The sequence below is a fragment of the Micromonospora pisi genome, assembly GCF_003633685.1.
In the GTDB taxonomy this organism is placed as follows: Bacteria; Actinomycetota; Actinomycetes; order Mycobacteriales; family Micromonosporaceae; genus Micromonospora_G; species Micromonospora_G pisi.
In genome coordinates, this window is sequence record NZ_RBKT01000001.1 from 5,895,041 (window position 1) to 5,918,089 (window position 23,049).

A 23,049-nucleotide genomic window follows, 5' to 3' on the forward strand; every position below is an offset into this window, starting at 1 on the left:
CCGGTGGACCCGCTCGACCGCATCGACGATCTCATCAACATCGTGGAGACGGCACGCTCCGTCCCGATGTCGCGCACGAACTGCATGGTCGACCGGGCGGAGTTCATCGCCGCGCTGGACGAGCTCCGCGCCGAGCTGCCGATCGACCTGCGCCGGGCGGCCGCGCTGCTCGAGGAGCGGGATAACATCATGGATGCCGGCAAGCGTGAGGCGGACCGGATCATCAGCGAGGGCGAGGCGGAGCACGCCCGGCTGGTGTCGGTGAACGAGATCACCGTTTCGGCCGAGCACGAGGGTGCCCGGATCATCGCCGAGGCGCGGGCCGAGTCGCAGCGGCTCCGCGCGGAGGTCGACGACTACGTCGACACGGCGCTGGCCAACTTCGAGCAGTTCCTCACACGGGCGCTCGCCTCGATCGAACGGGGTCGGGACAAGATGCACGCGTTGCGTGAGATCGGCACTTTCGCCGGCGAAGAGAGCGAACGCCCGTTGCCGTTCTGATCGTGACCATTCTGACCCGACGTACGGACCCGGACGGGCACCGCCGGCCAGGGCTGGAGCGCGCCCGAGGGGTGCCCCGGTTCGACGGCCGAGCCCCTGTCCAGGTAACCTGTTTCGTCGGCCTCCAACAGGCCGGAGTCTGATTATGCCCAAACACTTGCCAAGCCAACTCGATCCCAGGTCGCCGCTGGTCCTCGACACGAGGGAACTGCCGCGTCGGCCTGGTGCGTTGCGTACGGTCACGCGGGTGGTACCGGCGCCAGCGGACCTCGGCCTGGAGATGATCGGCGTGCCGGAGGGCACGGACCTGAGCCTCGATCTGAGTCTCCAGTCGGTGTCCGAGGGCGTATACGTCTCCGGGACCGTCTCCGGGGCCGTGCAGGGCGAGTGTGGTCGCTGCCTGCGCCAGATCGACGACTCGTTGGTCGTCCAGATCCAGGAGCTGTACGCGTACGCGGACAGCACCACGGACGAGACGACCGAGGAGGACGAGGTGGGCCGCATGCAGGGCGACCTGATCGACCTGGAGCCGACGTTGCGGGACGCGGTGGTGCTCGCACTGCCGACGAACCCGCTGTGCCGGGAGGACTGCCCAGGACTGTGCATCGAGTGTGGGGTGCACTGGGACGAACTGCCGGCTGACCACAGTCACGAGCAGGTCGACCCGCGCTGGGCGGGCCTGTCGCAACTGACCCGTAAAGAGGAGTAGGAACCGTGGCCGTCCCGAAGCGCAAGATGTCGCGCAGCAACACCCGGTCCCGCCGGGCGAACTGGAAGGCTACGGTGGTCGCGACCGTGGCGTGCCCGCAGTGCAAGTCGCCGAAGCTGCCGCACGCGGCGTGCAGCGTCTGCGGCACCTACAACGGCCGCCAGGTCCTCGAGGTCTGACACCGGAGTGACGCTCCCGACCCCGGGTCGGGTCGCGCCCACGCCTTGGCGATCGCCCGGTGCACCGGCTCCCGCCGGCACCAGCCGCAACATGACGGCCGGTGTTCCCGTGGAGCCGGGCACCGTGCGGATCGCCGTCGACCTCCTCGGCGGGGACGGTGCTCCCGCCGTCGTGGTTGACGGCGCTCTGCGGGCGTTCGGCGCCGATCCTGATCTGCACCTGCTGCTCGTCGGCCCCCCTGAGGCGGCCGACGAGCTGCTGGGCGTCGTACACCCGGCAGATCGGGAGCGGATCTCCGTCCGTCCGGTCCAACGGGGCGTCGCGATGACCGACGACCCTCGGCGGCTCAGCCGGGCCGACACCACCGTCCGCGCGGCGGTGGCCGCGGTCGTCGACCGGACCGCCGACGCGGTCGTCTCCGCCGGTGCCACCGGTGCCACCGTGACCGCCGCCGTACTCGGCTTCGGACGCTGGCCGGATGTCCGCCGGCCGGCCCTGATCGCCACCATGCCCGCGCTCGCCGGGCCGGTGGTGCTGCTCGACGTCGGCGGTTCGTTCGAGGCCCGACCGGGCACCCTGGCCCGGCACGCGGTGCTCGGCGCCGCCTACGCCACCGTCGTGCACGGGGTGGCACACCCCCGGGTCGGGCTGCTCTCGGTCGGAACCGAGGCGGGCAAGGGCGACCGGGCCCGCCGGGCAGCCGACCCCGTACTCACGCTCGCACCATTGCCGCCGGGCGCGCACTACGTCGGTTTGGTCGAGGGGTACGACATCACCTCCGGCGACCGCGCCGACGTGATCGTCACCGATGGTTTCACCGGCAACATCCTGCTCAAGGGGATCGAGGGCGCGTACGCCATGGCCGGCGGCCCGCCGGCCAGCGGAGGGGCGCCCCGGGCCGCCGCCCTGCTCGGCGTGGCCGGTACGGTCGTCGTCTGCCATGGCGCGGCCCGCGACGACGACCTCGCCTCGGGAATCGCACTCGCCGCCCATCTGTACCGGCGCGGGGCGACCGCGGCGATTTCGGGGCTGCTCGCCGACCACGCCCGGGACGGTCACCTGACCGGCCCGGGTACGGCCGCTGACGGACCCGGTCGTACGGATCATGGCGCCGACGAGCGGACCGAGGAGACTCCATGACCGATACCGAGGTAGCCGCATGAGCAACGACAAGCGCCGACGCGCCCCGATCGGGTACCTGGAGGCGGCCTTCGGCGTCAGCCTCGACCCGGAGCTGCTGGAGCGGGCGCTGACCCACCGCTCGTTCGCGTACGAGAACGGTGGCCTGCCGACCAACGAGCGGCTGGAGTTCCTGGGCGACTCGGTGCTCGGCGTGGTGATCACGGCCGCGCTCTTCCACAACCACCCGGACCTGCCCGAGGGGCAACTGGCGAAACTGCGCGCGAGCGTGGTGAACATGCGCGCGCTCGCGGACGTCGCCCGTGGCCTGGGGCCGGAAGGGCTCGGCCCCTACCTCCTGCTCGGCAAGGGGGAGGAGACCACCGGCGGTCGGGACAAGGCGAGCATTCTGGCCGACACGCTGGAGGCCCTGCTCGGCGCGATCTACCTGCAGTACGGGCTGGACACCGCCGGGATCGTGATCCACCGGCTCTTCGACCCGCTGATGGCGGAGTCGGCCGGACGTGGGGCGGCCCTGGACTGGAAGACCAGCCTGCAGGAGCTGACCGCAGCGCTCGGGCTCGGGGTGCCGGAGTACCGGATCGACGACACCGGTCCGGACCATGCCAAGACGTTCACCGCCTGGGTGGTGGTCGCCGGTCGCAGGTACGGCGGCGCCGACGGGCGGAGCAAGAAGGAAGCCGAGCAGCGGGCCGCGGAGACCGCCTGGCGGGTCCTCTCCGAAACGACCGAAACCGGACCGAGCGGAACCGAGGCGGCGGTGACCGAAACCGCGGAACCGGGCGGACCGGCGGCGACCAGCGGGTCGACAGCCGCGATCTCGGGCGACGAGGACAGCGGCCGCGACGTCTCCTGAGTACGCTCGACGTTCGCGTGCCGTAGCCGCCCGCTGCCGCCGCGAGGAAGCCGACGGCCAGTCAGGTTGCCTCGGACGTCATCCTGATCGCGCCGTACGAGGTGAGGTTTGCGAAATGCCTGAGCTGCCCGAGGTGGAGACGGTCCGGCAGGGCCTGGCCAAGTGGGTGACCGGGCGGCGGATCGCCACGGTCGAGGTGCGCCACCCGCGTGCCGTACGCCGGCACCTCGCCGGTGACGCGCACTTCGCGGCCGTACTCGCGGGTCGGACGGTGCTCGACGCGCACCGCCGGGGCAAGTACCTCTGGCTGCCGCTGGACAGCGGCGACGCGGTGATCGGACATCTGGGCATGTCGGGGCAGTTGCTGGTGCAACCGGCGACGGCCCCGGACGAGACGCACCTGCGGATCCGGTTCGGGTTCGACGACGACGGCCCCGAGTTGCGCTTCATCGACCAGCGCACCTTCGGTGGCCTCTCGGTCTCCGAGGGCGGCGCCGAACTGCCGGCGGAGATAGCCCACATCGCCCGGGACCCGATCGACCCGGCCTTCTCCGACGACGACTTCGTGGCCGCGCTGCGGCGAAAGCGTACGGAGATCAAGCGGGCGCTGCTCGACCAGACGTTGATCTCCGGGGTGGGGAACATCTACGCCGACGAGGCGCTCTGGCGGGCGAAGCTGCACGGCGCCCGGCCGGCGGACGCGCTGACCGGGCCGGCCGCCCGACGGCTGCTCGGTCATGTCCGGGACGTCCTCGGTGAGGCCCTGGTCCAGGGCGGCACCAGCTTCGACGCGCTGTACGTCAACGTCAACGGCGAGAGCGGCTACTTCGACCGGTCGCTCAACGCGTACGGCCGGGAGGGGCTGCCGTGTAACCGGTGCGGCAGCCCGATCCGGCGGGAGTCGTTCATGAACCGCTCGTCGTACAGCTGCCCCCGCTGTCAGCCCCGGCCCCGGGGAACCGCCGTCGGTTGACGGGGCAGCCGGGGCCGGGACCTGCGCCCGGGACGCGTTCGCACCTAGCGTGGTGGGAAGGCGGTGGGCCCGCTGACCTGGACAAACCGGGTGCCGTTCCACCGGTAGCCGCGCTCCTGTGACACCGGCTGCTCGCTGTAGCGCTGCATGACGGTGGCGACGAGGATGCCGTCGCGTACCCGTACCGTGCCGTAGTTCTCACCGACCGGGCCGGCGTAGCCGAGGCCCACGAGTTCGCCGCCCCGTTCGGTGACCACCAGGAGCTGACCCGAGCCGTCGCCGCTGTCGCCCTCGGTGTGTTCGCAGTGGAAGTGGATGACGGCCTCCACCCGCCCGTCGCGGTCGAGGTCGCCGTGGGCGAGCGCGGTGTCATCGACCTTGATGGTGCGGGCGCCGACGACGGTGACCTCGCCCCGGCTGGTGAACCGGCCGGTCGGGCAGGTGGAACCGGCCCGGTCGGTGGGGAGGCGGATGGTGGCCCGCTGCCAGTTGACCTCGCGGATGTCCAGGGCGGGGCGCTCGCTCGTCCGTGCCGGACTGCTCGGCGCGCTGGGGGTCGGTGGGGTGACGCTCGGCGTGGTGGGCACCGGGGCGCCGGTCGGGCTCGGAATGCCGGTGGTGGCCGGCGCCGAGGGCGGTGGAGGCACCGGCGCGGGCTGCGGACCGAGAGTGCCGAGCTGCCCGGCGAGCAGGGTGCCGCCGGCCGCCGCGAGGGCGACGGCGAAGGCCGCCGCGACGCCCGTACGGCGTCGGGTCCGATGCCGGGCCGCCGTCGCGATCCAGCCCACCGAAGGCGCGCTGACGGCCTCGTGAGCGGTGTCCCGGTAGGACATCAGCAGGGCGTGCGAAGCGGGATCGGGATCAGGGCCGGTTTCCAGGGAAATGTTGGGCATGACGGTCACCGCCTCGGTAGGTCGTCGTGGGAGTTCTGCCCCCGGGTGGTGCCGGGGCCCGACTCGGCGAGGTGGACCGCGAGCTGGGCGCGACCTCGGTGCAACCAGGACATCACGGTGCCTTTCGGTACGCCGAGTTCCGTGGCCACGGTCAGCACCGGCAGATCCGCGAGGTAGTGCAGCACCACCGCCCGGCGCTGTCGGTCGGGCAGCTTGCGCAGGGCCGCCACCAGGGCGACATGATCCGGGTTCGGCGCCGGGCTGGTGGCCGGTGGCTGCTGGCGACGCATGATCCGGGCGGCGGTGGCCACCCGACGCAGCCGGCTGGTCGCCAGGTTCCAGGCCACCCGGCGTACCCAGCTGGTCGGCTCGTCGTACCGGCAGACCGCCGGCCATCGCTGCCAGGCCCGGATGAACGCCTCCTGGACCACGTCCTCGGCTTCGGCCTGGTCGCCCAGATAGGCGTGGATCTGAGCCACCAGCCGGCGGTACGACCCTTCGAAGAAGCTGTCGAATCCGGCACGTCCGGCGATGTCGACCACCGGCGGGCCGGACCGGACCCCGATCGTGGTGGTGGGATCGGTCGCACCGGCTCGCACCGGTCTCTCCCCCATGCTCGTCTCCCCCCGCTTCGGCCCCGGCTGCCGGGGCTCGTACTGGTCACGCCCGCCGGGGTCGGGTGATTGCGCCCCCGGACCCCGGGTGTCGCCAGCACGACAGCGGGCGGGCGCGTCAGCGGGCGGGCACGACAGCGGGCGGCCACGTCGGACGACGACACCGCCGGACCGAACGACAGAAGGGCCGGGGAGCGGATCCGGCCCGGTCGCCGCGCTCAGGGTAGGCAGCCGACCCAAAGGGTGGGTCAGCGTGCCGGCGGGGCGGTCAGGCAGAGGTCACGCCAGGGGCCGAGATCGGGTTCCTTGCGGATGGTGGCGAAGCCGTAGCCCTGGGCCGCCACGCAGGTCTCGTCGGCGAGTTCGTCGTATTCGACCTGGAAGACCGGTTTCCGCGCCTCGACGAAGGGCAGCAACTGATCACATTCGGCCCGCTGGAAGCACTGCTCGTTGACCGCGAAGTCGAAGGACGGCTCCAGGGCGACCACCTGTTCGAGGTCGTTCGTCAGGCCGGGGGAGAGTTTCGCCGAGCGGGCCAGGGCGGCGAGCCGGCGGTTGAAGACGAGCTGGTCGTCGAAGGTGAGCGGGAAACCGGACTCACGGGCGTATCCGTCCATGTTCGCCGGCATGACGGCGGTGAAGCCCTTTCCGTAGCAGAGCCGGAACCGGTCGGCGAGCACCGGTTCGAGTACCGACCACTGCCGGATGTCCAGCCAGCGGTCGCCCTCGGTGTACGCGGCGGCGCCGAGCACGGTCTCCGGGAAGCGCTCGGCGTCGGGGCGGTCGGGTTCGTACGTGCCGACGTTGACGTAGCAGACCGCCCGCCGGTCGCGTTCGCGTAGCCGGCGGATGTCCTCGACCGGGGTACGGAAGGCGTCGAGTACGAACACCTCGGCGTCGACGTTCGGGTCGAACTCGCCGCGTAGCTGCCACTGCCAGGTGGGGGTGGGTCCGGCGGGCCAGGGCGGAATCGCCACCGGTCGGGCCCACTGCGGTACGCATCCGGACACCGCCGGTACGAGCAGCACGAGCAGCACGAGCAGCAGGAGTGCCGGAGGGGCTGGTGGGCGCGGGCCGAGTGCGCGGGATGGGTCGTGCCGGGCCGCGCAGCGTCCGGTTCCGGCCGATCGAAGCGGTCGGAACCGGTGTCCGGGTGCCCGCCCGGGCATGGATCAGTGGGCCGCGGTTGTCAAGAGCAGCACACCCCCTCGTGGGGGCTCAACGATCCAGCCGCCGGTACGGCACGGCTCCCGGCCCGACCCACTCCCGGGCGCGCAGAGCACTGGGGCGCTCAGAGAGCACTGGGGCGCTCAGACCACGGCGCCGAAGACCTGGGTCCAGTAGAGGCGGCCGGCCGAGTTGGCCGCGATCCCGACGCCGATCGCCTTCGCGTCGCAGTTGAGGATGTTCGTCCGGTGGCCCTGGCTGTTCATCCAGCCGTCCATCACCGCGCCCGGGGTGGCGTACCCCATGGCGACGTTCTCGCTCATCGGGTTGGCGTAGCCGGCCTCCCGAGCCCGGTCGACGAACGAGCTGCCGTCGCTGCCGTCGTGCGACATCTTGTCGTGTACGGCCTGGTCCTCGCTGTGCAGCCGGGCGGCCTCGGCCAGTTTCGTGTTGATCGAGACGGTGCCGCAGCCGTTGGCGACCCGTTCCTGGTTGACGATCTCCACGACCTGTTCCTCGCGGCTGTCGGCCTTGCTGACCTCCTTCGGCGCCTTGCTCGGGGTACGCGACGGCGTGGGACGGGACGAAGGCGTCGCCCTGCCGCTCGGCGTCGGTCGGAGGCTGGGCGTCGCGCTCGGGGTGGGGGCGTTGCCGAGGATCCCGATGCCCTCGGGCTCGGCCGGGGCGGTGGTTGGGTCGGCGGGGGCCGCCTCCGGTGAGCTGGCCAGGCCGATCGGCATGACCGCGGCGCCGACCCCGAGCATCACCAGGAGCAGGGTGACCGCGGTGGCGAGGCCGACCGGCCCCGGCAGCAGGCGGCCGGGGCCGCGGTGCCGACCGGTGAAGCGTTCCGGGGCGGAGTGCCGCTGCGCCCTGCCGCCGCTCGCCCTCCGCTCGGTTCGCCCGTGCACGCGTACGCCTCCGGCTGGTTTTCGGGGAGTGCTGGCCGGTGCGGACGCTACGCGTGGGCAGGTTGGGCGGGCAACGTGGCTAAGGAAGATCTAAGACAGCGGCTGGTATCCGGATGACCAGCCAGAGTTAAACTTTGAGTGTCCGAACAGCGATCTTGTTCGTGCCTTGTGGCGGCCTTCGGTAAGCAAACCGGTTGACATGAGAGTGATCTGCGCCCGGTCCAACTTGACGAAGCGGGGACATCGGCACACTATAGAGGTGTCGCCAGTCGCGCCCGATCATGCCCGCGTGTTCCTGCGGGTAGGTAGTCGCGAACGAGTTGGGCGCGCGTTGGCCGGCCTTTCCGGCAGCGCATTACAAGGAGACGCAATATGGCGAAGGCCCTCTACGGCCACGTTGGTGCGGCGCCCGACCGGCGCCTGCTCGACGAGGTCACCCGACTGCGTTCCAGGGTTCAGGCACTCGAGTTCGAGATCACCCGGTTGCGTGCCGACAACGATCGGCTCGAAGCGGCGGTGGCCGAGGCAGACGACCTGCTGCGGCTCGCCGAACCGGCACTGACCTGATCGAGGGGGCGCCGGGGACCGGCGCCCACCGCCTGTACCACTGAACCGCACCAGCACCGATCGCGCGCCGACACATTTGTGGCGGCGCGCAGCTTTTTGTCCGAACCTGGGTAGTCGGTTCGGGCGTTCGGCACCGTTCGTACCGGCCCTGAGGTCACCCACGGTAGTGATCTTGGTGGGGTGTGATCGGGGCCGCAGGGTCACGGCCAGGTAGCGGACCGGCCCAGGGGTGCGTGCCGCGTCGGTCGGGAGACCGGTTCGGGTTACGCTGCGGGTTGACCAGGTCCCCGCGGCCGGGAGTGGCCGGCCGGCCCAGACGACCAAGGTGGCGACGAGTCCCGGCGGCCGGATCGCGTCACGGCCGCCCGACAGACCGGCGCTCGCGCCGGGCGAGGATCGGCAACGTGTATCTGAAGAGCCTGACGGTGAAGGGGTTCAAGTCCTTCGCCTCCACGACGACGCTCCGCCTGGAACCGGGCATCACCTGTGTGGTGGGGCCGAACGGCTCCGGCAAGTCGAACGTCGTCGACGCCATCGCCTGGGTGCTCGGCGAGCACAGTGCCAAGGCACTGCGCGGCGGCAAGATGGAGGACGTCATCTTCGCCGGCACCGCCGGTCGGGCGCCGCTCGGTCGTGCCGAGGTGACACTGACGATCGACAATACCGACGGCGCCCTGCCGATCGACTACACCGAGGTCTCGATCACCCGCCGGATGTTCCGTTCCGGCGAAAGCGAGTACGAGATCAACGGGAACTCCTGCCGCCTCCTCGACATCCAGGAACTTCTCTCCGACTCGGGCATCGGCCGAGAGATGCACGTCATCGTCGGGCAGGGCCAGCTGGACGCCGTACTGCACGCCAAGCCGGAGGACCGGCGGGCGTTCATCGAGGAGGCGGCCGGCGTACTCAAGCATCGCAAGCGCAAGGAGAAGGCGCTGCGCAAGCTGGACGCGATGCAGACCAACCTCAACCGGCTCACCGACCTCACCGCCGAACTGCGGCGACAGCTCAAACCGCTGGGCCGGCAGGCCGAGGTGGCCCGCCGGGCCGCCGCGATCCAGGCCAACCTGCGGGACGCCCGGCTCCGCCTGCTCGCCGACGACCTCGCCACCCTGCGCACCACCCTGGACAAGGAAATCGCCGACGAGGCCGCCCTGCGGGACCGGCGGGAGCAGGTCGAGGCGGAGCACACCGAGGTCCAGCACCGGTTGGCCGAGCTGGAGGAGGCGCTCGCCGAGGACGCGCCACTGCTCACCCGGGCCCAGGAGACCTGGTACAAGCTCTCCGCGTTGCAGGAGCGGTTCCGCTCCACCGAACAACTCGCCCGGGAGCGGCTGCGGCACCTGAGCGGCACCCCGGACGACGAGCGGCCCGGCCGCGACCCCGAACAGCTCGCCGCCGAGGCGGAGTCGGTCCGGGCGCACGAGGAGGAACTGCGGGCCGCCCTCACCGACGACCAGGTCCGGTTGGCCGAGGCGGTGGAGAACCGCCAGCAACTCGAACGCCAGCTCGCCGAGGCGGAGCGGGCGCTGGTCACCGCCGCGAAGGCGATCGCCGACCGGCGGGAGGGGCTGGCCCGGCTCACCGGGCAGGTCAACTCGGCGCGGGCCCGTACCGGCACCGCGGCCGAGGAGATCGCCCGGCTCGCCGCCGCGCACAACGACGCCCAGGGGCGGGCCGAACGGGCCCAGGCCGAGGTGGACGCGGTGGCGGCACAGTCGACCGAGGCCGAACGCGACAACGCCGACCTGGACACCCGGCACGCCGAGGCGCAGGCCGCGCACGAGGCCGCCAACGCCGCCGTACGGGCGCTCTCCGACGCGGAACGGCGGGCGGAGAAGGACGCGGCGACCTGGAAGGCCCGCGAGGAGGCGCTCGCCATGGGGCTGCGCCGCAAGGACGGCGCCGGAGCCCTGCTCGCCCGCGCCGACCAGGTCCCGGGACTGCTCGGCGGGCTCGCCGGCATGTTGACCGTGGCGCCCGGCAACGAGGCGGCGCTCGCCGCCGCGCTCGGCGGGCTCGCCGACGCGGTCGCGGTCAGCGGCGTGGACGAGGCCGCCGAGGCGATGCGGCTACTCAAGATCCAGGACGCCGGACGGGCCAGCCTGCTGGTCGGCGGTGCCGCCGGTCCCGGCATGATCGGCTCGTTGGACGCGCTCCGACCCGCGCTGCCCGAGGGGGCGCGCTGGGCGCCGGACCTGGTCGGCTGCCCCGACGAGATCCGCCCGGCGGTGCACCGGGCGCTGCGTGACGTCGTACTCGTGGACGACCTGGAGGCGGCGACCCGGCTGGTCGGCGCGAACCCCGAGCTGCGCGCGGTCACCCCGGACGGGGACGTGGTCGGCGCCTACGCCGCAGCCGGCGGGTCAGCCAAGGCGCCGAGCTTCATCGAGGTGCAGGCCGCTGTCGAGGAGGCCCGCACCAACCGGCTCACGGCCGAGGCGACCATCGCCGAGCTCGCCGGACAGCTCGTCGACGCCCGCGCCGAGGTGGCCGAACGGAAGGAGGCGGTGACCGCCGCCGCCGCGATCAAGCGGGAGGCCGAGGGGCAGCGCAACGCCGCCGCCCGCCGGCTCGCCGAGCTCGGCGCCGCAGCCCGCTCCGCCAAGGCGGAGACCGACCGGCTGGCCGAGTCCCGGGCCCGCGCCGAGCAGGCCCGCGACGCCGACCTGGCCGGTCTGGCCGAACTGGAGGAGCGGCTGCGGCTGGCCGAGGCGACCCCGATCGACGCCGAACCCTCCACCGAGGAACGCGACGAACTCGCCAGCTACCTGCCGCCGGCCCGGCAGAACGAGATGGAGGTACGGCTCGCCGTCCGTACCGCCGAGGAACGGGTCGCCGCGATCGCCGGCCGGGCCGACTCGCTGACCCGCCAGGCGAACGCCGAGCGGGCCGCCCGCGAGCGCGCCGCCGCCCGCCGGGCCGCCCGCGCCCGGGGTGCCGCCATCGCCCGCGCCGTCGAGTACGGCGCCCGTGAGGCGCTGACCAGAGTGGTGGTCTCCCTCGGCGCCGCCGAACGGACCCGGGACGAGATCGCCCGCGCCCGCGCCGGCCGGGAGGCCGAACTCCAGGAGGTACGCGGCGCGGCGAAGCGGCTCGGCGCCGACCTGGAGCGGCTGACCAGCGCGGTGCACCGGGACGAGGTGGCCCGCGCCGAACAGCGGATGCGGATCGAACAGTTGGAGATCAAGGCCGCCGAGGACTTCGCCCTCGACGTGGAGACGCTGATCAGCGAGTACGGGCCGCAGCAGCTCGTACCGCCGACCCAGGCGGACGTGGCGGCGGCCGAGCGGGACGGCACCCCGTTGCCCGAGCCGGTGCCGTTCGAGCGCCCGGTGCAGGAGAAGCGGGCCGCCAAGGCCGAACGGGAGCTGGGCCTGCTGGGCAAGGTGAACCCGCTCGCGCTGGAGGAGTTCGCCGCCCTGGAGGAACGCTTCAAGTTCCTCTCCGAGCAGCTCGAGGACCTCAAGGCCACCCGGCGTGACCTGCTCACCGTGGTCAAGGACGTGGACGAGCGGATCCTGGAGGTCTTCGCCAGCGCCTTCGCCGACACCGCCCGCGAGTTCGAGCAGGTCTTCACCGTGCTCTTCCCCGGCGGCGAGGGTCGGTTGATCCTCACCGACCCGGACGACCTGCTCACCACCGGTGTCGAGGTCGAGGCCCGTCCGCCGGGCAAGAAGATCAAGCGGCTGTCGCTGCTCTCCGGTGGCGAGCGGTCGCTGACCGCGGTCGCGATGCTGGTCGCGATCTTCCGCGCCCGGCCCAGCCCGTTCTACATCATGGACGAGGTGGAGGCGGCCCTCGACGACGTCAACCTCGGCCGCCTGATCACCCTGATGGCCCAGCTCAGGGAGAAGAGCCAGCTCATTATCATCACCCACCAGAAGCGCACCATGGAAGTGGCGGACGCGCTCTACGGCGTCACCATGCGCAACGGGGTCACCGAGGTGATCAGCCAGCGGCTCAGCAGGGAAGAGGATTGATGGCTCGGGAGCGGGCGACGGCGCTGCTCGTCGACTTGGACGGCGTACTGCGACAGTGGGATCCGGCGGTCACCGAGGCGGTGGAGCGGGAGTTCGGCCTGCCGGCCGGCGCGTTGCTGGAGACCGCGATGCGATGGTCGCTGCTCCAGCCGGCGGTCACCGGCCAGATCAGCCACCTGGACTGGATGGCCGGGGTGGCGGAGGCGCTGGCGGAGCCGGCCGGCGGCCGGGAACGCGCGGTGGCCGCGGTGGACCAGTGGCAGGCGTACCGGGGCGTGGTCGACCCGGACGTACTCGCCTTCGTCCGGGAGGTGCGCGCCTCGGGTCACCGGGTCGGGCTGGCCACCAACGCCACCGACCGGCTCGACACCGACCTGGCCACGTTGGAGCTGGTCGACGAGGTCGACCTGGTGCTCAACTCCTCCGCGCTCGGAGTGCACAAGCCGGCGAAGGAGTTCTTCCAGTTGGCGTGCCAGGCGCTCGGCAGCCCGCCGGGACGGGTGCTCTTCGTCGACGACGACGACCGTTCGGTACGCGGTGCCCGCGCGGCCGGGCTGTCGGCGTACCGCTGGAGCGGGCCAGCCGACCTGCCGTACCTGCGGGCCGCGCTCGCCGACTGAACCCGGCCGGGCGGGCGGGGTGGCCTACGGGACGACGACGACCGGCCAGTGACCGGACTTCACCAGCCGGGCGGCGATCGAGCCGACCAGCCGGTGCCCGGCCTGGGTGGAGGCGCCCACCACCACCATGTCCGCCCGCAGTTCGTCGGCGACGGTGCGCAGTTCGGCGTACGGGTCGCCGCGACGGCCGAGGAAGGTCAGCGGTACGCCCAGCTCCTCGACGACGCTGCCGATCTCCGTACGCAGTTCCGCGCCGAGTTCTTCGAGCGCGTCCTGCACCTGCCCACCGACGCCCGGGGTCAGCGAGGCGAGTACGGGCGGCGCCGCCACGAAGACGACCACCAGTCGGCTGCCCTGCCGGCGGGCCAGGCCGGCGGCGTACGCGACCGCCCGCATCGAGGTGACGGTGCCGTCGACTCCGGCGAGTACGACCTTCGGCCCGTCGGTGCCGCGTTCGAACGGGCCCGGGGCGGTGGCCGGGTCGTACCGCTGGGGTTCCGGGTCGGTGCGGCTCGGGTCGTACGCCGGTGGGTCGGTTGGTTCGACGGTCATCGGATCGCTCCTTCTGCACCGGTAGCGGGGATGGCCGGGGCGTCCTGGGGGCGCCCGGAGCCGGATGCCGAGAGCTGGCTGCCGCTCTGTTGCCGCAACGGGACCTCCTTGATGAAGACGACCGCGATCAGGGTGATCAGGGCGAAAGGGGCCGCGGTGAGGAAGATGTCCCCTGCTCCGTGACCGTACGCGATCTGGACGACCGCCCGGATCGGGGCCGGCAGGGTGGCGAGTTCGGGGATGGCTCCGTCACCGGCCGGGGCGGTCACCCCGAGTTGGCCGAGCCCGTCGGCGAGGTACGTGGTGACCCGGTGGCCGAGCAGCGCGCCGAGTGCGGAGACCCCGACCGCGCCGCCGAGACTGCGGCAGAAGGCCACCAGTGAGCTGGCCGCGCCGAGTTCCCGTGGCGCCACCGAGTTCTGCACCGCGAGCACCAGGTTCTGCATGGTCATGCCGACTCCGATACCCAGCAGCGCCATGTAAACGCCCAGCAGCGGGAAGCTGGTGTCGGAGCGGAGCGTGCCCATGAGTGCGAAACCTGCGGTGAGCAGGACCGATCCGGTCACCAGGTAGCGCTTCCAGTGGCCGGTGCGGGTGATCAGGCGGCCGGTGACGGTCGACGCGACAAGCAGGCCGAGGATCATCGGGAGGGTCATCAGACCGGCGCGGGTGGGGCTTTCGCCCCGGCTGATCTGGAAGTACTGGCCGAGGAAGACGGAGGCGCCGTACATGGCGACGCCGACCGCGACGCTGGCGGCGGTGGCGAGCGCGATGGTTCGTGAGCGGAACAGGTGCAGCGGGATGATCGGTTCGGTGGCCCGGGACTCGACCCGGAGGGCGAGCCCGGCCAGCGCGACCGCGCCGACCACCATCACCAGGGTCTGCCAGGAGGCCCACCCGAAGCTGTTGCCGGCGAGCGAGACCCAGATCAGCAGCAGCGAGACGGCGGCGGTGACCAGGGTCGCGCCGAGGTAGTCGATGGTGGTCTTCCGGGTGACCGTGGGCAGGTTCAGGGTCCGTTGCAGCACCACGATCGCGGCCAGGGCGAACGGCACCCCGACGTAGAAGCACCAGCGCCAACCGAGCCACGAGGTGTCGACGATGACGCCGCCGATGAGCGGGCCGCCGATGGTGCCGACCGCGAAGACGGCGCCGAGGTAGCCGCTGTACCGGCCGCGTTCCCGGGGCGAGATCATCGCCGCCATGATCACCTGCGCGAGGGCGGTGAGGCCGCCCGCGCCGATGCCCTGGATCGCCCGGCAGGCGATCAGCTCCCCGGTGTTCTGCGCCAGGCCGGCGAGCACGGAGCCGAGGACGTAGATCGCCAGGGCGAGTTGGACGAGGAGTTTCTTGCTGGTCAGGTCGGCGAGTTTGCCCCAGATCGGCGTGGTCGCGGTGAGTGCCAGCAGCGTCGCGGTGACCACCCAGGTGTACGACGACTCGCTGCCGTGCAGTTCGGAGATGATCCGGGGGAGGGCGTTGGAGACCACGGTCGACGACAGGATCGCCACGAACATGCCGAGCAGCAGCCCGGAGAGGGCTTCGAGGATCTGTCGGTGGGTCATCGCGGTTCCGGAGCCGGCGTCACCCGCTGGCGCCACGGTTGCCTGGGTCATGGTTTTTCCCTTGGCGGATAGCTGTCTCCGGCGGGTTCCGCCGCTGCCCACCGGCTCGTTGCCGACACCCAAGCTAGCCAGACTGGTTGCCTGGGGCAACTAAATTTGGCCGGATGTGACCGGTCAGTCGTGCCACCGGTGCGGCTGGCCCGACGTGGGAGGGTGCTCAGCGGGACTCGGCGTTGTACCGGGAGAGCAGGCGGGCGAACTCCCGCTGGTCGGCGGTGGGCCAGCCGGCCAGGGTGCGGTGCAGTTGGCGCTGCCGGGCGCCGCGTGCCTCACCGAACCGGCGCTGCCCCTCCTCGGTGAGGTCCAGCAGGGCGGCCCGCCCGTCGACCGGATCGGGCTGCCGACGGACCAGCCCCAACCCCTCCAGGCCGGTGATCTGGCGGCTCAGCGTTCCCTTGCCGATGCCGAGTTCGGTGGCGAGGTCGGTCAGCCGGGTCGGCCCGGCCCGGAACAGCAGGAGCAGCAGGCCGTACGCGTTCGGTTCCAGGTGTGGGTGCACCTCGCGGGCCACCTCCCAGGAGACCGCCCGGGCCCGGCGCAGCAGCACGGTCAGCTCGTGCTCGACCGCCCGCAGCGCGTCCGGCCCGACCGGGTCCCGATCCGCGCCCCCACCGTCGTGGTCGTCCCGCTCGCCCGTCACCTGTCTCCCTCGACTCGTCCCGCCCAGGTGGAGAACCGGCTCGCTCGACCCGGCTCCGGTCCACCCGGCAAAAAGCCTACGGCCCGGGTGGGCACCACCTGCTCGACGCCGATCAGTCGGCCCGACCCCGGTCCGCCCGTGCCCGGCCTTCAACCAACCCTCAGCGATCTTCCCGGAGCCTCCCAGCCGCACCGCGCATCGTTGGACGAGCCGCGCACCGTTCCTGACGTGCGGCGGGACACCGCCCGGTGTCGTCTCGCAGACCTGTACGGAGGGAACCGCCACCATGCCGAGTGAGAGCCGCAAAGCACGCGCCGCCGCCGCCCGGAAGGCGATGGAACGCGCGCGGCAGCAGGAGCGTCGGCAACGCCGGCTGATCTTCGGCGCCGCCATCGGCCTGGCCGTGGCGGTCATCGTCGCGGTCAGCCTGGTGGTCTCGTTCGACCACCCGGGCAGCCCGGCGTCGGCCCGGTCGGCGGCCCGGTCGATTCCGGCCACACCGCTCACGACCGCGCAGGGGCGTACGGAACAGCCGCCCTGGTCGGCACCGGCGGAAACGACCACCCAGGTACGCGCCGCCGGACTGCCCATGCTCGACGCGGAGGGCACCGTGGAGCACATCCACGCCCACCTCGACGTCATCGTCGACGGCAAGCCGGTCGTGGTGCCGGCGCAACTCGGCATCGACCAGGCCACCGGCGAGATCAGCCCGTTGCACACCCACGACACCACCGGCGTGCTGCACATCGAGTCGCCGGTGCAGGCGGACTTCAGCCTGGGGCAGCTCTTCACCGAGTGGCAGGTGGCGCTCTCGGACAACCAGATCGGTGGGCTCCACGCCGGCGACGGCAAGGTGCTCCAGGCGTACGTCAACGGCAAGGCGGTCACGGGCAACCCGGCGGGCATCATCATGCACGCCCACGACGAGATCGCGATCGTCTACGGCACCGCCGCCCAGCAGGCCAACCCGCCGTCGAGCTACGCCTTCCCGGCAGGGGATTAGGCCGGGCCGCCCGTCGCCCGGCTAACGCGACGCGCTGAGTCGTTTCCGCCCGACCGTCACCAGGGTCCCGTCCTTGCGGGTTCCCTCGATCAGTACGTCGGCGACCCGGCCGGTGTGCGCCAGGGTGCTGATGGCGTTGCCGAAGTACGGCCCGGTCAGCCTCCGCCACCGTACGCTCGGCCGGCGCACCCCGGCGGTACGCGCCAGTGCCCGCGCCGCCCCGATCGGTCCGGCCCACCAGCCGAGCTTCAGCAGCGGGCGCATGAAGGCGGGCACCTGGTTGTGGATCGGTGAACAGGTGAGCTGGTGCACCGGGGTCTGCACCTCGTCGGCGAACCGGGCCCGGGCCACGTAGGAGTGGTGCACGTCGCCGGAGAGGACGCTGATCGACGCCGGTGCCGGGTACGCCGGACCGGCCCCGACCGGCACCGCCCCGCCGTCGCCGGTCCGGTTTCCGCCCGTGCCGTCGTCGCCCGTACGGTTTCCACCGGTGTCGGCCCCGTCGCTGATCACACCGCTGGTCTGGGCGGTGCCGAGGCGGGCGAAGAGGGCGGCGAGCGCCTCGAACGAGCGGTCGAAGGCCGCCCAGTGCTCCAGGTCGAAGGCGCGACGGAGTCGTTCGGCGAGCCCGGCGACCCGGGGCCGGCGCGAGTCGGCCAGCCGCTCGTTCCACGACTCGACGTGGTGCACCGCGGGCGGCAGCAGCCAGGGCAGGGACGAGCCGACCACCAGGTGGTCGTACCGGCCGTGGGCCCGGTCGACGAACCAGGCCCACTCCTCGGGCGAGAGCATCGAACGGCGGGCCCGGTCGAGCACCCGACCGCACCGGTTGTCCAGCATCACCAGCCGGGTCCGGCCGATGTCGAGCCCGTAGCTCCACTGGTAGCGCCCGACCTGGACCGGCCCGCCGAGCGGGTCGGCACCGGGACCGGTGGTGGCGCTGGTGTCCTCGGCGGCCTCCGAGACGTGCGCGTCGACCTGCGCGCCGAACTCCCGCAGCAACGAGGTCGCGTCCTCGGCGGCGACCACCTTGGCGTAGACCGGGTCGGCCGCCACCTCGTCCGGGTCGAGATTGCCCAGGTGCTGGTACACCCAGTAGGAGGCGATCCCGCTTGCGATCCGCTCGTTCCACCAGGGCTGCTGGGCGACCTCGGCCCGCCAGCGGGCGGAGGTGTTCCAGTCGTCGATGATCTCGTGGTCGTCGAACATCATCACGCTCGGCACGGTCGCCAGCAGCCAGCGGATCTCCGGGTCGCGCCACGACTCCAGGTAGAGCTTGGTGTACTCGTCGAAGCTGACCACCTGGTCGGCCGGCGCATTCCTGGGCCGGTTCCGACGCCGACTGAGCAGCTTGCGGACCGTCGGTGAGGTGACGTCGGCGTAGACCTGGTCGCCGAGCAGCACCATCAGGTCGGGCAGTTCGGCGGCGGCGTCCGGGCTGGCCATCAACCGCCGGGCGTACGCGTCGAGGGCGTCCGGCGGCAGCCGCCGCGCGGTGGAGTGCTGGGTGGTCTCCCGGCACGAGCCGAAGATCAGGCGGACGGGTTGCGCCGCGTCGTCGGCGGCGCGGGTACGGATCAGGCTCGGTGGGTACGTCGACTCGGGCAGCGGCCAGGCCAGCTCCTCGTCGAGCCACACCTCGTACGGGGTCGCGGCCCCCGGGGGCAGTCCGTCGACGACGACCAGGGCGTAGTGGTGATCGAAGGCGCTGAACGTGGGTGCCGTACCGCTGGCCCCGTCCGAGGTCTCGACCCGGACCACGGTCGGCGCGCTCGTCTCCACCCAGACGGTGGCCCGCGTGCCGACCACTCGGCGCAGCAGCGGGCCGATCAGCAACCGGGATTCGGGCATGGCTGGACCTCCGAGGGGTGGGTGGATCCATCCTTCCTACCCGGCGGCCCGGGCCGCCACCCGGGTTTCGGCGGAGCGTACCGGTGATCTCCGTCGCGCCTGTCGGGAGCGGCGGCTGGGCCGGCCGAGACGGCATCTGTCAGGATTCCCGCATGGAGTACCTCGTTCTCGCGCTGATCCTGCTAGGTGTGCTGCTGCTCGGCACGGTCGGCCTGGTCGTGCCACGGCTGCGCCGGCGGCCCGAGCCGCCGTTGCCGGAGACGAGCGTGCGGACCCGCCCGACCGGGGAGGTGCCCGGACCGACGGTCGAGGCCCCGGAGACGGACCGGGCCGGCACCGGCACCGTGACCGCGCCGCCGCCCACCGAGCCGGTGGCGCCCCCGGTCGCGCCCCCGGTCGAGCCGGCACCGACGCTGGAGCGGCCCGAGCCGACCGCCGGGCGGCTGGTCCGGCTCCGGGCCCGGCTCTCCCGGTCGCAGAACGTGTTCGGCAAGGGACTGCTCACCCTGCTCTCCCGGGACCACCTCGACGAGGAGGTCTGGGAGGAGATCGAGGACGCCCTGATCGGGGCCGACGTCGGGGTCGACGCCACCCGCGAGATCGTCGACCGGCTGCGTGAGCGGACGGCCGTGCTCGGCACCCGTACCGCCGTCGAGCTGCGTACGTTGCTCGCGGTCGAACTGGTCAACGCGCTCGATCCGGGGATGGACCGGTCGTTGCGGGCGACCCCGCACGACGGCACGCCCGGGGTGGTGCTGGTCGTCGGGGTGAACGGCGCCGGCAAGACCACCACCTGCGGCAAGATCGCCCGGGTGCTGGTCGCGGACGGGCGTACGGTCCTGCTCGGTGCCGCCGACACGTTCCGGGCCGCCGCCGCCGAACAGCTCACCACCTGGGGTTCCCGGGTGGGCGCCGAGGTGGTTCGGGGGCCGGAGGGTGCCGACCCGGCGAGTGTGGCGTTCGACGCCGTCCGTCGGGGGATCGAGCTCGGTGTGGACACGGTGCTGATCGACACCGCCGGCCGGTTGCAGAACAAGGTCGGTCTGATGGACGAGTTGGGCAAGGTCAAGCGGGTGGTGGAGAAGCACGGCCCGGTGGACGAGACGCTGCTGGTCCTGGACGCCACCACCGGGCAGAACGGCCTGGAGCAGGCCCGGGTGTTCATGGAGGCGGTCGACGTGACCGGGGTGGTGCTGACGAAGCTCGACGGCACCGCCAAGGGCGGCATCGTGATCGCGGTGCAGCGCAAGCTCGGCCTGCCGGTGAAGCTGGTCGGCCTCGGCGAGGGTCCGGACGATCTGGCCCCGTTCGAGCCGGCCCAGTTCGTCGACGCGCTCATCGGTGTCGATCCACTGGGAGCCGGGGCGTAACCTCGGTGACCTACCGTGAACCGCCGCCGCGCATCGGGAGACCGTACGTGACTTCGCAGGAGATCCCACTGCACGGCGGCAACGTGAGCACCGTGGTGCGCGTCGGCGACACCGTACGGCGCAACGCCGGTCCGTGGACCCCGTCGGTGCACGCCCTGCTGCGGCACCTGGAGTACGTCGGGTTCACCGGCTCTCCCCGGGCGCTGGGCATGGACGAGCGCAACCGGGAGGTGTTGTCGTACCTGGAGGGGGAGTGCGGCGAGTATCCGCTCGCCCCGCACTGGGTCACCGACGAGGCGCTGGTCACGGTCGCCACCATGCTGCGGATGTTCCATGACGCCCAGTACGGCTTCGCCCCGGTGACCGGGGCGGTCTGGCGGTCGTTCGGGCCGCCGCCGCCGGACACCGAGGTGATCTGCCACCACGACGCCGCCCCGCACAACGTGATCTGGCGGCCGGACGGCACCCTGGCGCTGATCGATTTCGACCTCGCCTCGCCGGGGGCCCGGATCTACGACGTGGCGTACGCGGCCTGGACCTGGGTGCCGCTCTTCTCCGACCGGGACTCGTACACGCTGGGCTGGAAGCGGCCGAACCGGCCGCGCCGGTTGCGGCTCTTCGCGGACGCGTACGGGCTGATCCCGCGCGACCGGCACCGGCTGGTCCGGACCATCCGGAAACGAATTGTCGATCATGTCGAGGGAATTCGTCGGATGGCCGCCGCGGGCGAGCCGGCTTTCGTGCGCATCGTGCACAAGGGACACCTACGCCGGCCAATGCGTGATCTTCGACTGCTCGATTACGAGCGGCACACGCTGGAGTACGCGCTCCGCTGATCCGCGTCGCTTTCCGTATAGCTCGGACGGCCCTTTCGGCTGATATGCCCCCACCCGTTCTATCGACTGTGAGGAATTCGTCACACGTCCGAAACAACTGGTCACGCCCTGGAAACCTGACGGAGACCCTGGGTGAAACAGCCAGCCGGGAAGCTTCCGCCCAACCGGCGCGGCGGGCAGCGCTGCCTCCGAGTCGGTGGAAGTTTCGACTCGGGCCGCGTGGTAGCGGGGACAGTACCGGGCCACGAATCGGAGCTTTCGAGGGGAGGAAACTCAATTTTAGGAGGCCAGCGTGCCTGAAGCACCGACGATCGACGGCGCCAACACTACGTGGCTGCTGGTTTCGACGGCGCTCGTTTTGCTCATGACCCCCGGTCTGGCGCTGTTCTACGGCGGACTGAACCGGTCCAAGGGCGTACTGAACATGATGATGATGAGCTTCTCGGCCATCGGGCTCATCTCGATCCTGTGGTGGTTCTACGGTTTCAGCGTCGCCTTCGGCGCGGACGTGAACGGTTTCTGGGGTGACCCGGCCGCGTACCTCGGCACCAAGACCTTCCTCGCGGAGACCGACCTCTGGGGCGCGACCGCGGAGAACCCCAGCGGCATCGGCGTCCCGCTCTACGTCTTCATGGCCTTCCAGATGGTCTTCGCGGTGATCACCGTCGCGCTGATCAGCGGTGCCATCTCCGACCGGGCCAAGTTCGGCGGCTGGCTGCTCTTCGCCTTCGGCTGGGCCACCCTGGTCTACTTCCCGGTCGCCCACTGGGTATGGGGCGGCGGCATCATCGGCGCCGACATCCACGCGCTCGACTTCGCCGGCGGTACGGCGGTCCACATCAACGCCGGTGCGGCGGCGCTCGCCGTGGCGCTGGTGCTCGGCAAGCGGCTCGGCTGGCCCAAGGAGGGCATGAAGCCGCACAACATCCCGCTGGTGGCGCTCGGTGCCGGCCTGCTCTGGTTCGGCTGGTTCGGCTTCAACGCCGGCTCGGAGCTGACCGTCGACTCGGTCGCCGGCCTGGCCTTCATCAACACCCAGCTCGCCACCGCCGCGGCCGTGCTCGGCTGGATCGTGGTCGAGTGGATCAAGGGTGGCAAGCCGACCATGGTCGGTGCCTCCTCCGGCGCCATCGCCGGTCTGGTCGCGATCACCCCCGCCTGCGGGTTCATCGCGCCCTGGGCCTCGGTGCTGCTCGGCATCGTCGCGGGTGTGGTCTGCGCCCTCGCGGTCAGCCTGAAGTACAAGCTCGGCTTCGACGACTCGCTCGACGTGGTCGGTGTGCACTTCGTCGGCGGCTGGATCGGGTCGCTCTGGCTCGGCCTGTTCGCCACCAACTCGGTCAACGCCGCGATCGGCGACGTGGTCGGTGCCTCGGACGGTCTCTTCTACGGCGGCGGCGCGACCCAGCTCGGCCGGCAGGCCCTCGCCGGCCTGATCGTCACCGTATGGTCGTTCGGTGTCGCCTGGGTGCTGGCCTTCGTGATCGAGAAGACCATCGGCTTCCGGGTCAAGACCGAGGCCGAGGTCGACGGGATCGACATCGCGGAGCACGCCGAGAGCGGTTACGACCTCTCCACCGGTGGCGGCAGCGGCGGTGGCGGCGCGTTCGCCATGGCCGGTATCGGCACCCCGAGCAACACCGCGGCCGAGCCGGCCGCCCCGGTCAGCGAAAAGGTCGCCGGTTAACGTCTCTGCGATGGAGGGTTTGGACATGAAGCTGGTGACCGCGGTCATCAAGCCGTACCAGCTGGACGCGGTGAAGGAGGCCCTGCACGCCCTCGGCGTCGCCGGCCTGACCGTCAGCGAGGTCCAGGGGTACGGACGGCAGAAGGGCCACACCGAGGTGTACCGGGGTGCCGAGTACACCGTGGAGTTCCTGCCGAAGATCCGGGTCGAGGTGCTGACCGACGAGATCGACGTCGAGAAGGTCGTCGACGCGATCGTCACGGCGGCCCGTACGGGCAAGATCGGTGACGGCAAGGTCTGGGTCACGGCCGTGGAGGATGTCGTCCGCGTCCGGACCGGTGAGCGCGGCCTCGACGCGCTCTGAGCAGATG

The 23,049-nt window shown here is 71.7% G+C and carries 22 protein-coding genes; 14 read left to right on the top strand and 8 right to left on the bottom strand.

Annotation, left to right across the window (positions count from 1 at the left end):
• Positions 1–3 precede the first annotated feature (3 nt).
• From BDK92_RS25245 to mutM, 6 genes are all read left to right on the top strand, one after another.
• A complete protein-coding gene (locus tag BDK92_RS25245; protein WP_121158938.1) occupies positions 4–501 on the top strand; it encodes a hypothetical protein in 498 nt (165 codons plus the stop codon).
• Positions 502–646: 145 nt separating this feature from the next.
• Positions 647–1,210, top strand: coding sequence for a YceD family protein (locus BDK92_RS25250; protein WP_121158939.1), 564 nt, complete (start codon positions 647–649; stop codon positions 1,208–1,210).
• Positions 1,211–1,215: 5 nt separating this feature from the next.
• A complete protein-coding gene (gene rpmF, locus BDK92_RS25255; RefSeq protein WP_030335284.1) occupies positions 1,216–1,389 on the top strand; it encodes a 50S ribosomal protein L32 in 174 nt (57 codons plus the stop codon).
• Positions 1,390–1,498: 109 nt separating this feature from the next.
• A complete protein-coding gene (locus BDK92_RS25260; RefSeq protein ID WP_121162562.1) occupies positions 1,499–2,530 on the top strand; it encodes a phosphate acyltransferase PlsX in 1,032 nt (343 codons plus the stop codon).
• Positions 2,531–2,549: 19 nt separating this feature from the next.
• The gene (gene rnc / locus BDK92_RS25265; RefSeq protein WP_121158940.1) at positions 2,550–3,386 is read left to right on the top strand and encodes a ribonuclease III; all 837 of its coding nucleotides are present in this window, start codon (positions 2,550–2,552) and stop codon (positions 3,384–3,386) included.
• Positions 3,387–3,501: 115 nt separating this feature from the next.
• Positions 3,502–4,359: a bifunctional DNA-formamidopyrimidine glycosylase/DNA-(apurinic or apyrimidinic site) lyase gene (mutM, locus tag BDK92_RS25270; protein WP_121158941.1), complete on the top strand. Its 858-nt coding sequence runs from the start codon at positions 3,502–3,504 to the stop codon at positions 4,357–4,359.
• Between the two features lie 44 nt (positions 4,360–4,403).
• Here mutM and BDK92_RS25275 read toward each other — a convergent pair whose 3' ends face one another.
• From BDK92_RS25275 to BDK92_RS25290, 4 genes are all read right to left on the bottom strand, one after another.
• Positions 4,404–5,252 carry a hypothetical protein gene (locus BDK92_RS25275; protein WP_170208678.1) on the bottom strand — a complete coding sequence of 283 codons (849 nt, stop codon included), beginning with the start codon at positions 5,250–5,252 and terminating at the stop codon, positions 4,404–4,406.
• 5 nt (positions 5,253–5,257) lie between these two features.
• Positions 5,258–5,866: an RNA polymerase sigma factor gene (locus BDK92_RS25280; protein ID WP_121158943.1), complete on the bottom strand. Its 609-nt coding sequence runs from the start codon at positions 5,864–5,866 to the stop codon at positions 5,258–5,260.
• Between the two features lie 248 nt (positions 5,867–6,114).
• Positions 6,115–6,903, bottom strand: a complete 789-nt coding sequence (locus BDK92_RS25285) for an endo alpha-1,4 polygalactosaminidase (protein WP_170208679.1) — start codon at positions 6,901–6,903, stop codon at positions 6,115–6,117.
• A 273-nt stretch (positions 6,904–7,176) separates the two neighbouring features.
• Positions 7,177–7,944 (bottom strand): CAP domain-containing protein, encoded by a 768-nt coding sequence (locus BDK92_RS25290; RefSeq protein ID WP_121158945.1) that lies wholly within the window; start codon positions 7,942–7,944, stop codon positions 7,177–7,179.
• A gap of 372 nt (positions 7,945–8,316) precedes the next feature.
• Between BDK92_RS25290 and BDK92_RS25295 the strand changes: the two genes are divergently transcribed.
• From BDK92_RS25295 to BDK92_RS25305, 3 genes are all read left to right on the top strand, one after another.
• Positions 8,317–8,511 (top strand): hypothetical protein, encoded by a 195-nt coding sequence (locus BDK92_RS25295; protein ID WP_121158946.1) that lies wholly within the window; start codon positions 8,317–8,319, stop codon positions 8,509–8,511.
• Between the two features lie 404 nt (positions 8,512–8,915).
• Positions 8,916–12,494 carry a chromosome segregation protein SMC gene (smc, locus tag BDK92_RS25300; RefSeq protein ID WP_121158947.1) on the top strand — a complete coding sequence of 1,193 codons (3,579 nt, stop codon included), beginning with the start codon at positions 8,916–8,918 and terminating at the stop codon, positions 12,492–12,494.
• Positions 12,494–13,114, top strand: coding sequence for an HAD-IA family hydrolase (locus BDK92_RS25305; protein WP_121158948.1), 621 nt, complete (start codon positions 12,494–12,496; stop codon positions 13,112–13,114). The genes smc and BDK92_RS25305 overlap by 1 nt, the downstream gene beginning before the upstream one ends.
• A gap of 24 nt (positions 13,115–13,138) precedes the next feature.
• Here BDK92_RS25305 and BDK92_RS25310 read toward each other — a convergent pair whose 3' ends face one another.
• From BDK92_RS25310 to BDK92_RS40450, 3 genes are all read right to left on the bottom strand, one after another.
• A complete protein-coding gene (locus BDK92_RS25310) occupies positions 13,139–13,666 on the bottom strand; it encodes a universal stress protein (protein ID WP_121158949.1) in 528 nt (175 codons plus the stop codon).
• Complete coding sequence (locus BDK92_RS25315) at positions 13,663–15,282, bottom strand: MDR family MFS transporter (RefSeq protein ID WP_121158950.1); 1,620 nt, start codon at positions 15,280–15,282, stop codon at positions 13,663–13,665. Before BDK92_RS25315 ends, BDK92_RS25310 begins: the two co-directional genes overlap by 4 nt.
• Positions 15,283–15,448: 166 nt before the next feature.
• A complete protein-coding gene (locus BDK92_RS40450) occupies positions 15,449–15,931 on the bottom strand; it encodes a MarR family winged helix-turn-helix transcriptional regulator (RefSeq protein WP_246017238.1) in 483 nt (160 codons plus the stop codon).
• 286 nt (positions 15,932–16,217) lie between these two features.
• Between BDK92_RS40450 and BDK92_RS25325 the strand changes: the two genes are divergently transcribed.
• Positions 16,218–16,934 carry a hypothetical protein gene (locus BDK92_RS25325; RefSeq protein WP_121158952.1) on the top strand — a complete coding sequence of 239 codons (717 nt, stop codon included), beginning with the start codon at positions 16,218–16,220 and terminating at the stop codon, positions 16,932–16,934.
• Between the two features lie 21 nt (positions 16,935–16,955).
• Here the strand turns inward: BDK92_RS25325 and BDK92_RS25330 are convergent, their stop codons facing one another.
• Positions 16,956–18,785, bottom strand: a complete 1,830-nt coding sequence (locus BDK92_RS25330; protein WP_121158953.1) for an alkaline phosphatase D family protein — start codon at positions 18,783–18,785, stop codon at positions 16,956–16,958.
• 152 nt (positions 18,786–18,937) lie between these two features.
• Here BDK92_RS25330 and ftsY point away from each other — a divergent pair, with 152 nt between their 5' ends.
• The 4 genes from ftsY to BDK92_RS25350 all read left to right on the top strand — a co-directional run bounded on the left by ftsY (position 18,938) and on the right by BDK92_RS25350 (position 23,042).
• Positions 18,938–20,155 (top strand): signal recognition particle-docking protein FtsY, encoded by a 1,218-nt coding sequence (gene ftsY, locus BDK92_RS25335; RefSeq protein WP_121158954.1) that lies wholly within the window; start codon positions 18,938–18,940, stop codon positions 20,153–20,155.
• Between the two features lie 5 nt (positions 20,156–20,160).
• Positions 20,161–20,991, top strand: coding sequence for an aminoglycoside phosphotransferase family protein (locus tag BDK92_RS25340; RefSeq protein ID WP_211349366.1), 831 nt, complete (start codon positions 20,161–20,163; stop codon positions 20,989–20,991).
• 292 nt (positions 20,992–21,283) lie between these two features.
• On the top strand, positions 21,284–22,678 hold the full coding sequence (locus BDK92_RS25345; RefSeq protein ID WP_121158955.1) for an ammonium transporter: 1,395 nt from the start codon (positions 21,284–21,286) through the stop codon (positions 22,676–22,678).
• A gap of 25 nt (positions 22,679–22,703) precedes the next feature.
• Complete coding sequence (locus BDK92_RS25350; RefSeq protein ID WP_170208878.1) at positions 22,704–23,042, top strand: P-II family nitrogen regulator; 339 nt, start codon at positions 22,704–22,706, stop codon at positions 23,040–23,042.
• Positions 23,043–23,049 lie beyond the last annotated feature (7 nt).

Coding starts and splice junctions, on each gene's coding strand:
- BDK92_RS25250 (WP_121158939.1), top strand. CDS start 647: ATGCCCAAACACTTGCCAAGCCAACTCGATCCCAGGTCGCCGCTGGTC.
- rnc (WP_121158940.1), top strand. CDS start 2,550: ATGAGCAACGACAAGCGCCGACGCGCCCCGATCGGGTACCTGGAGGCG.
- mutM (WP_121158941.1), top strand. CDS start 3,502: ATGCCTGAGCTGCCCGAGGTGGAGACGGTCCGGCAGGGCCTGGCCAAG.
- BDK92_RS25275 (WP_170208678.1), bottom strand. CDS start 5,252: ATGCCCAACATTTCCCTGGAAACCGGCCCTGATCCCGATCCCGCTTCG.
- BDK92_RS25280 (WP_121158943.1), bottom strand. CDS start 5,866: ATGGGGGAGAGACCGGTGCGAGCCGGTGCGACCGATCCCACCACCACG.
- BDK92_RS25295 (WP_121158946.1), top strand. CDS start 8,317: ATGGCGAAGGCCCTCTACGGCCACGTTGGTGCGGCGCCCGACCGGCGC.
- BDK92_RS25305 (WP_121158948.1), top strand. CDS start 12,494: ATGGCTCGGGAGCGGGCGACGGCGCTGCTCGTCGACTTGGACGGCGTA.
- BDK92_RS25310 (WP_121158949.1), bottom strand. CDS start 13,666: ATGACCGTCGAACCAACCGACCCACCGGCGTACGACCCGAGCCGCACC.
- BDK92_RS25315 (WP_121158950.1), bottom strand. CDS start 15,282: ATGACCCAGGCAACCGTGGCGCCAGCGGGTGACGCCGGCTCCGGAACC.
- BDK92_RS25325 (WP_121158952.1), top strand. CDS start 16,218: ATGCCGAGTGAGAGCCGCAAAGCACGCGCCGCCGCCGCCCGGAAGGCG.
- BDK92_RS25330 (WP_121158953.1), bottom strand. CDS start 18,785: ATGCCCGAATCCCGGTTGCTGATCGGCCCGCTGCTGCGCCGAGTGGTC.
- ftsY (WP_121158954.1), top strand. CDS start 18,938: ATGGAGTACCTCGTTCTCGCGCTGATCCTGCTAGGTGTGCTGCTGCTC.
- BDK92_RS25350 (WP_170208878.1), top strand. CDS start 22,704: ATGAAGCTGGTGACCGCGGTCATCAAGCCGTACCAGCTGGACGCGGTG.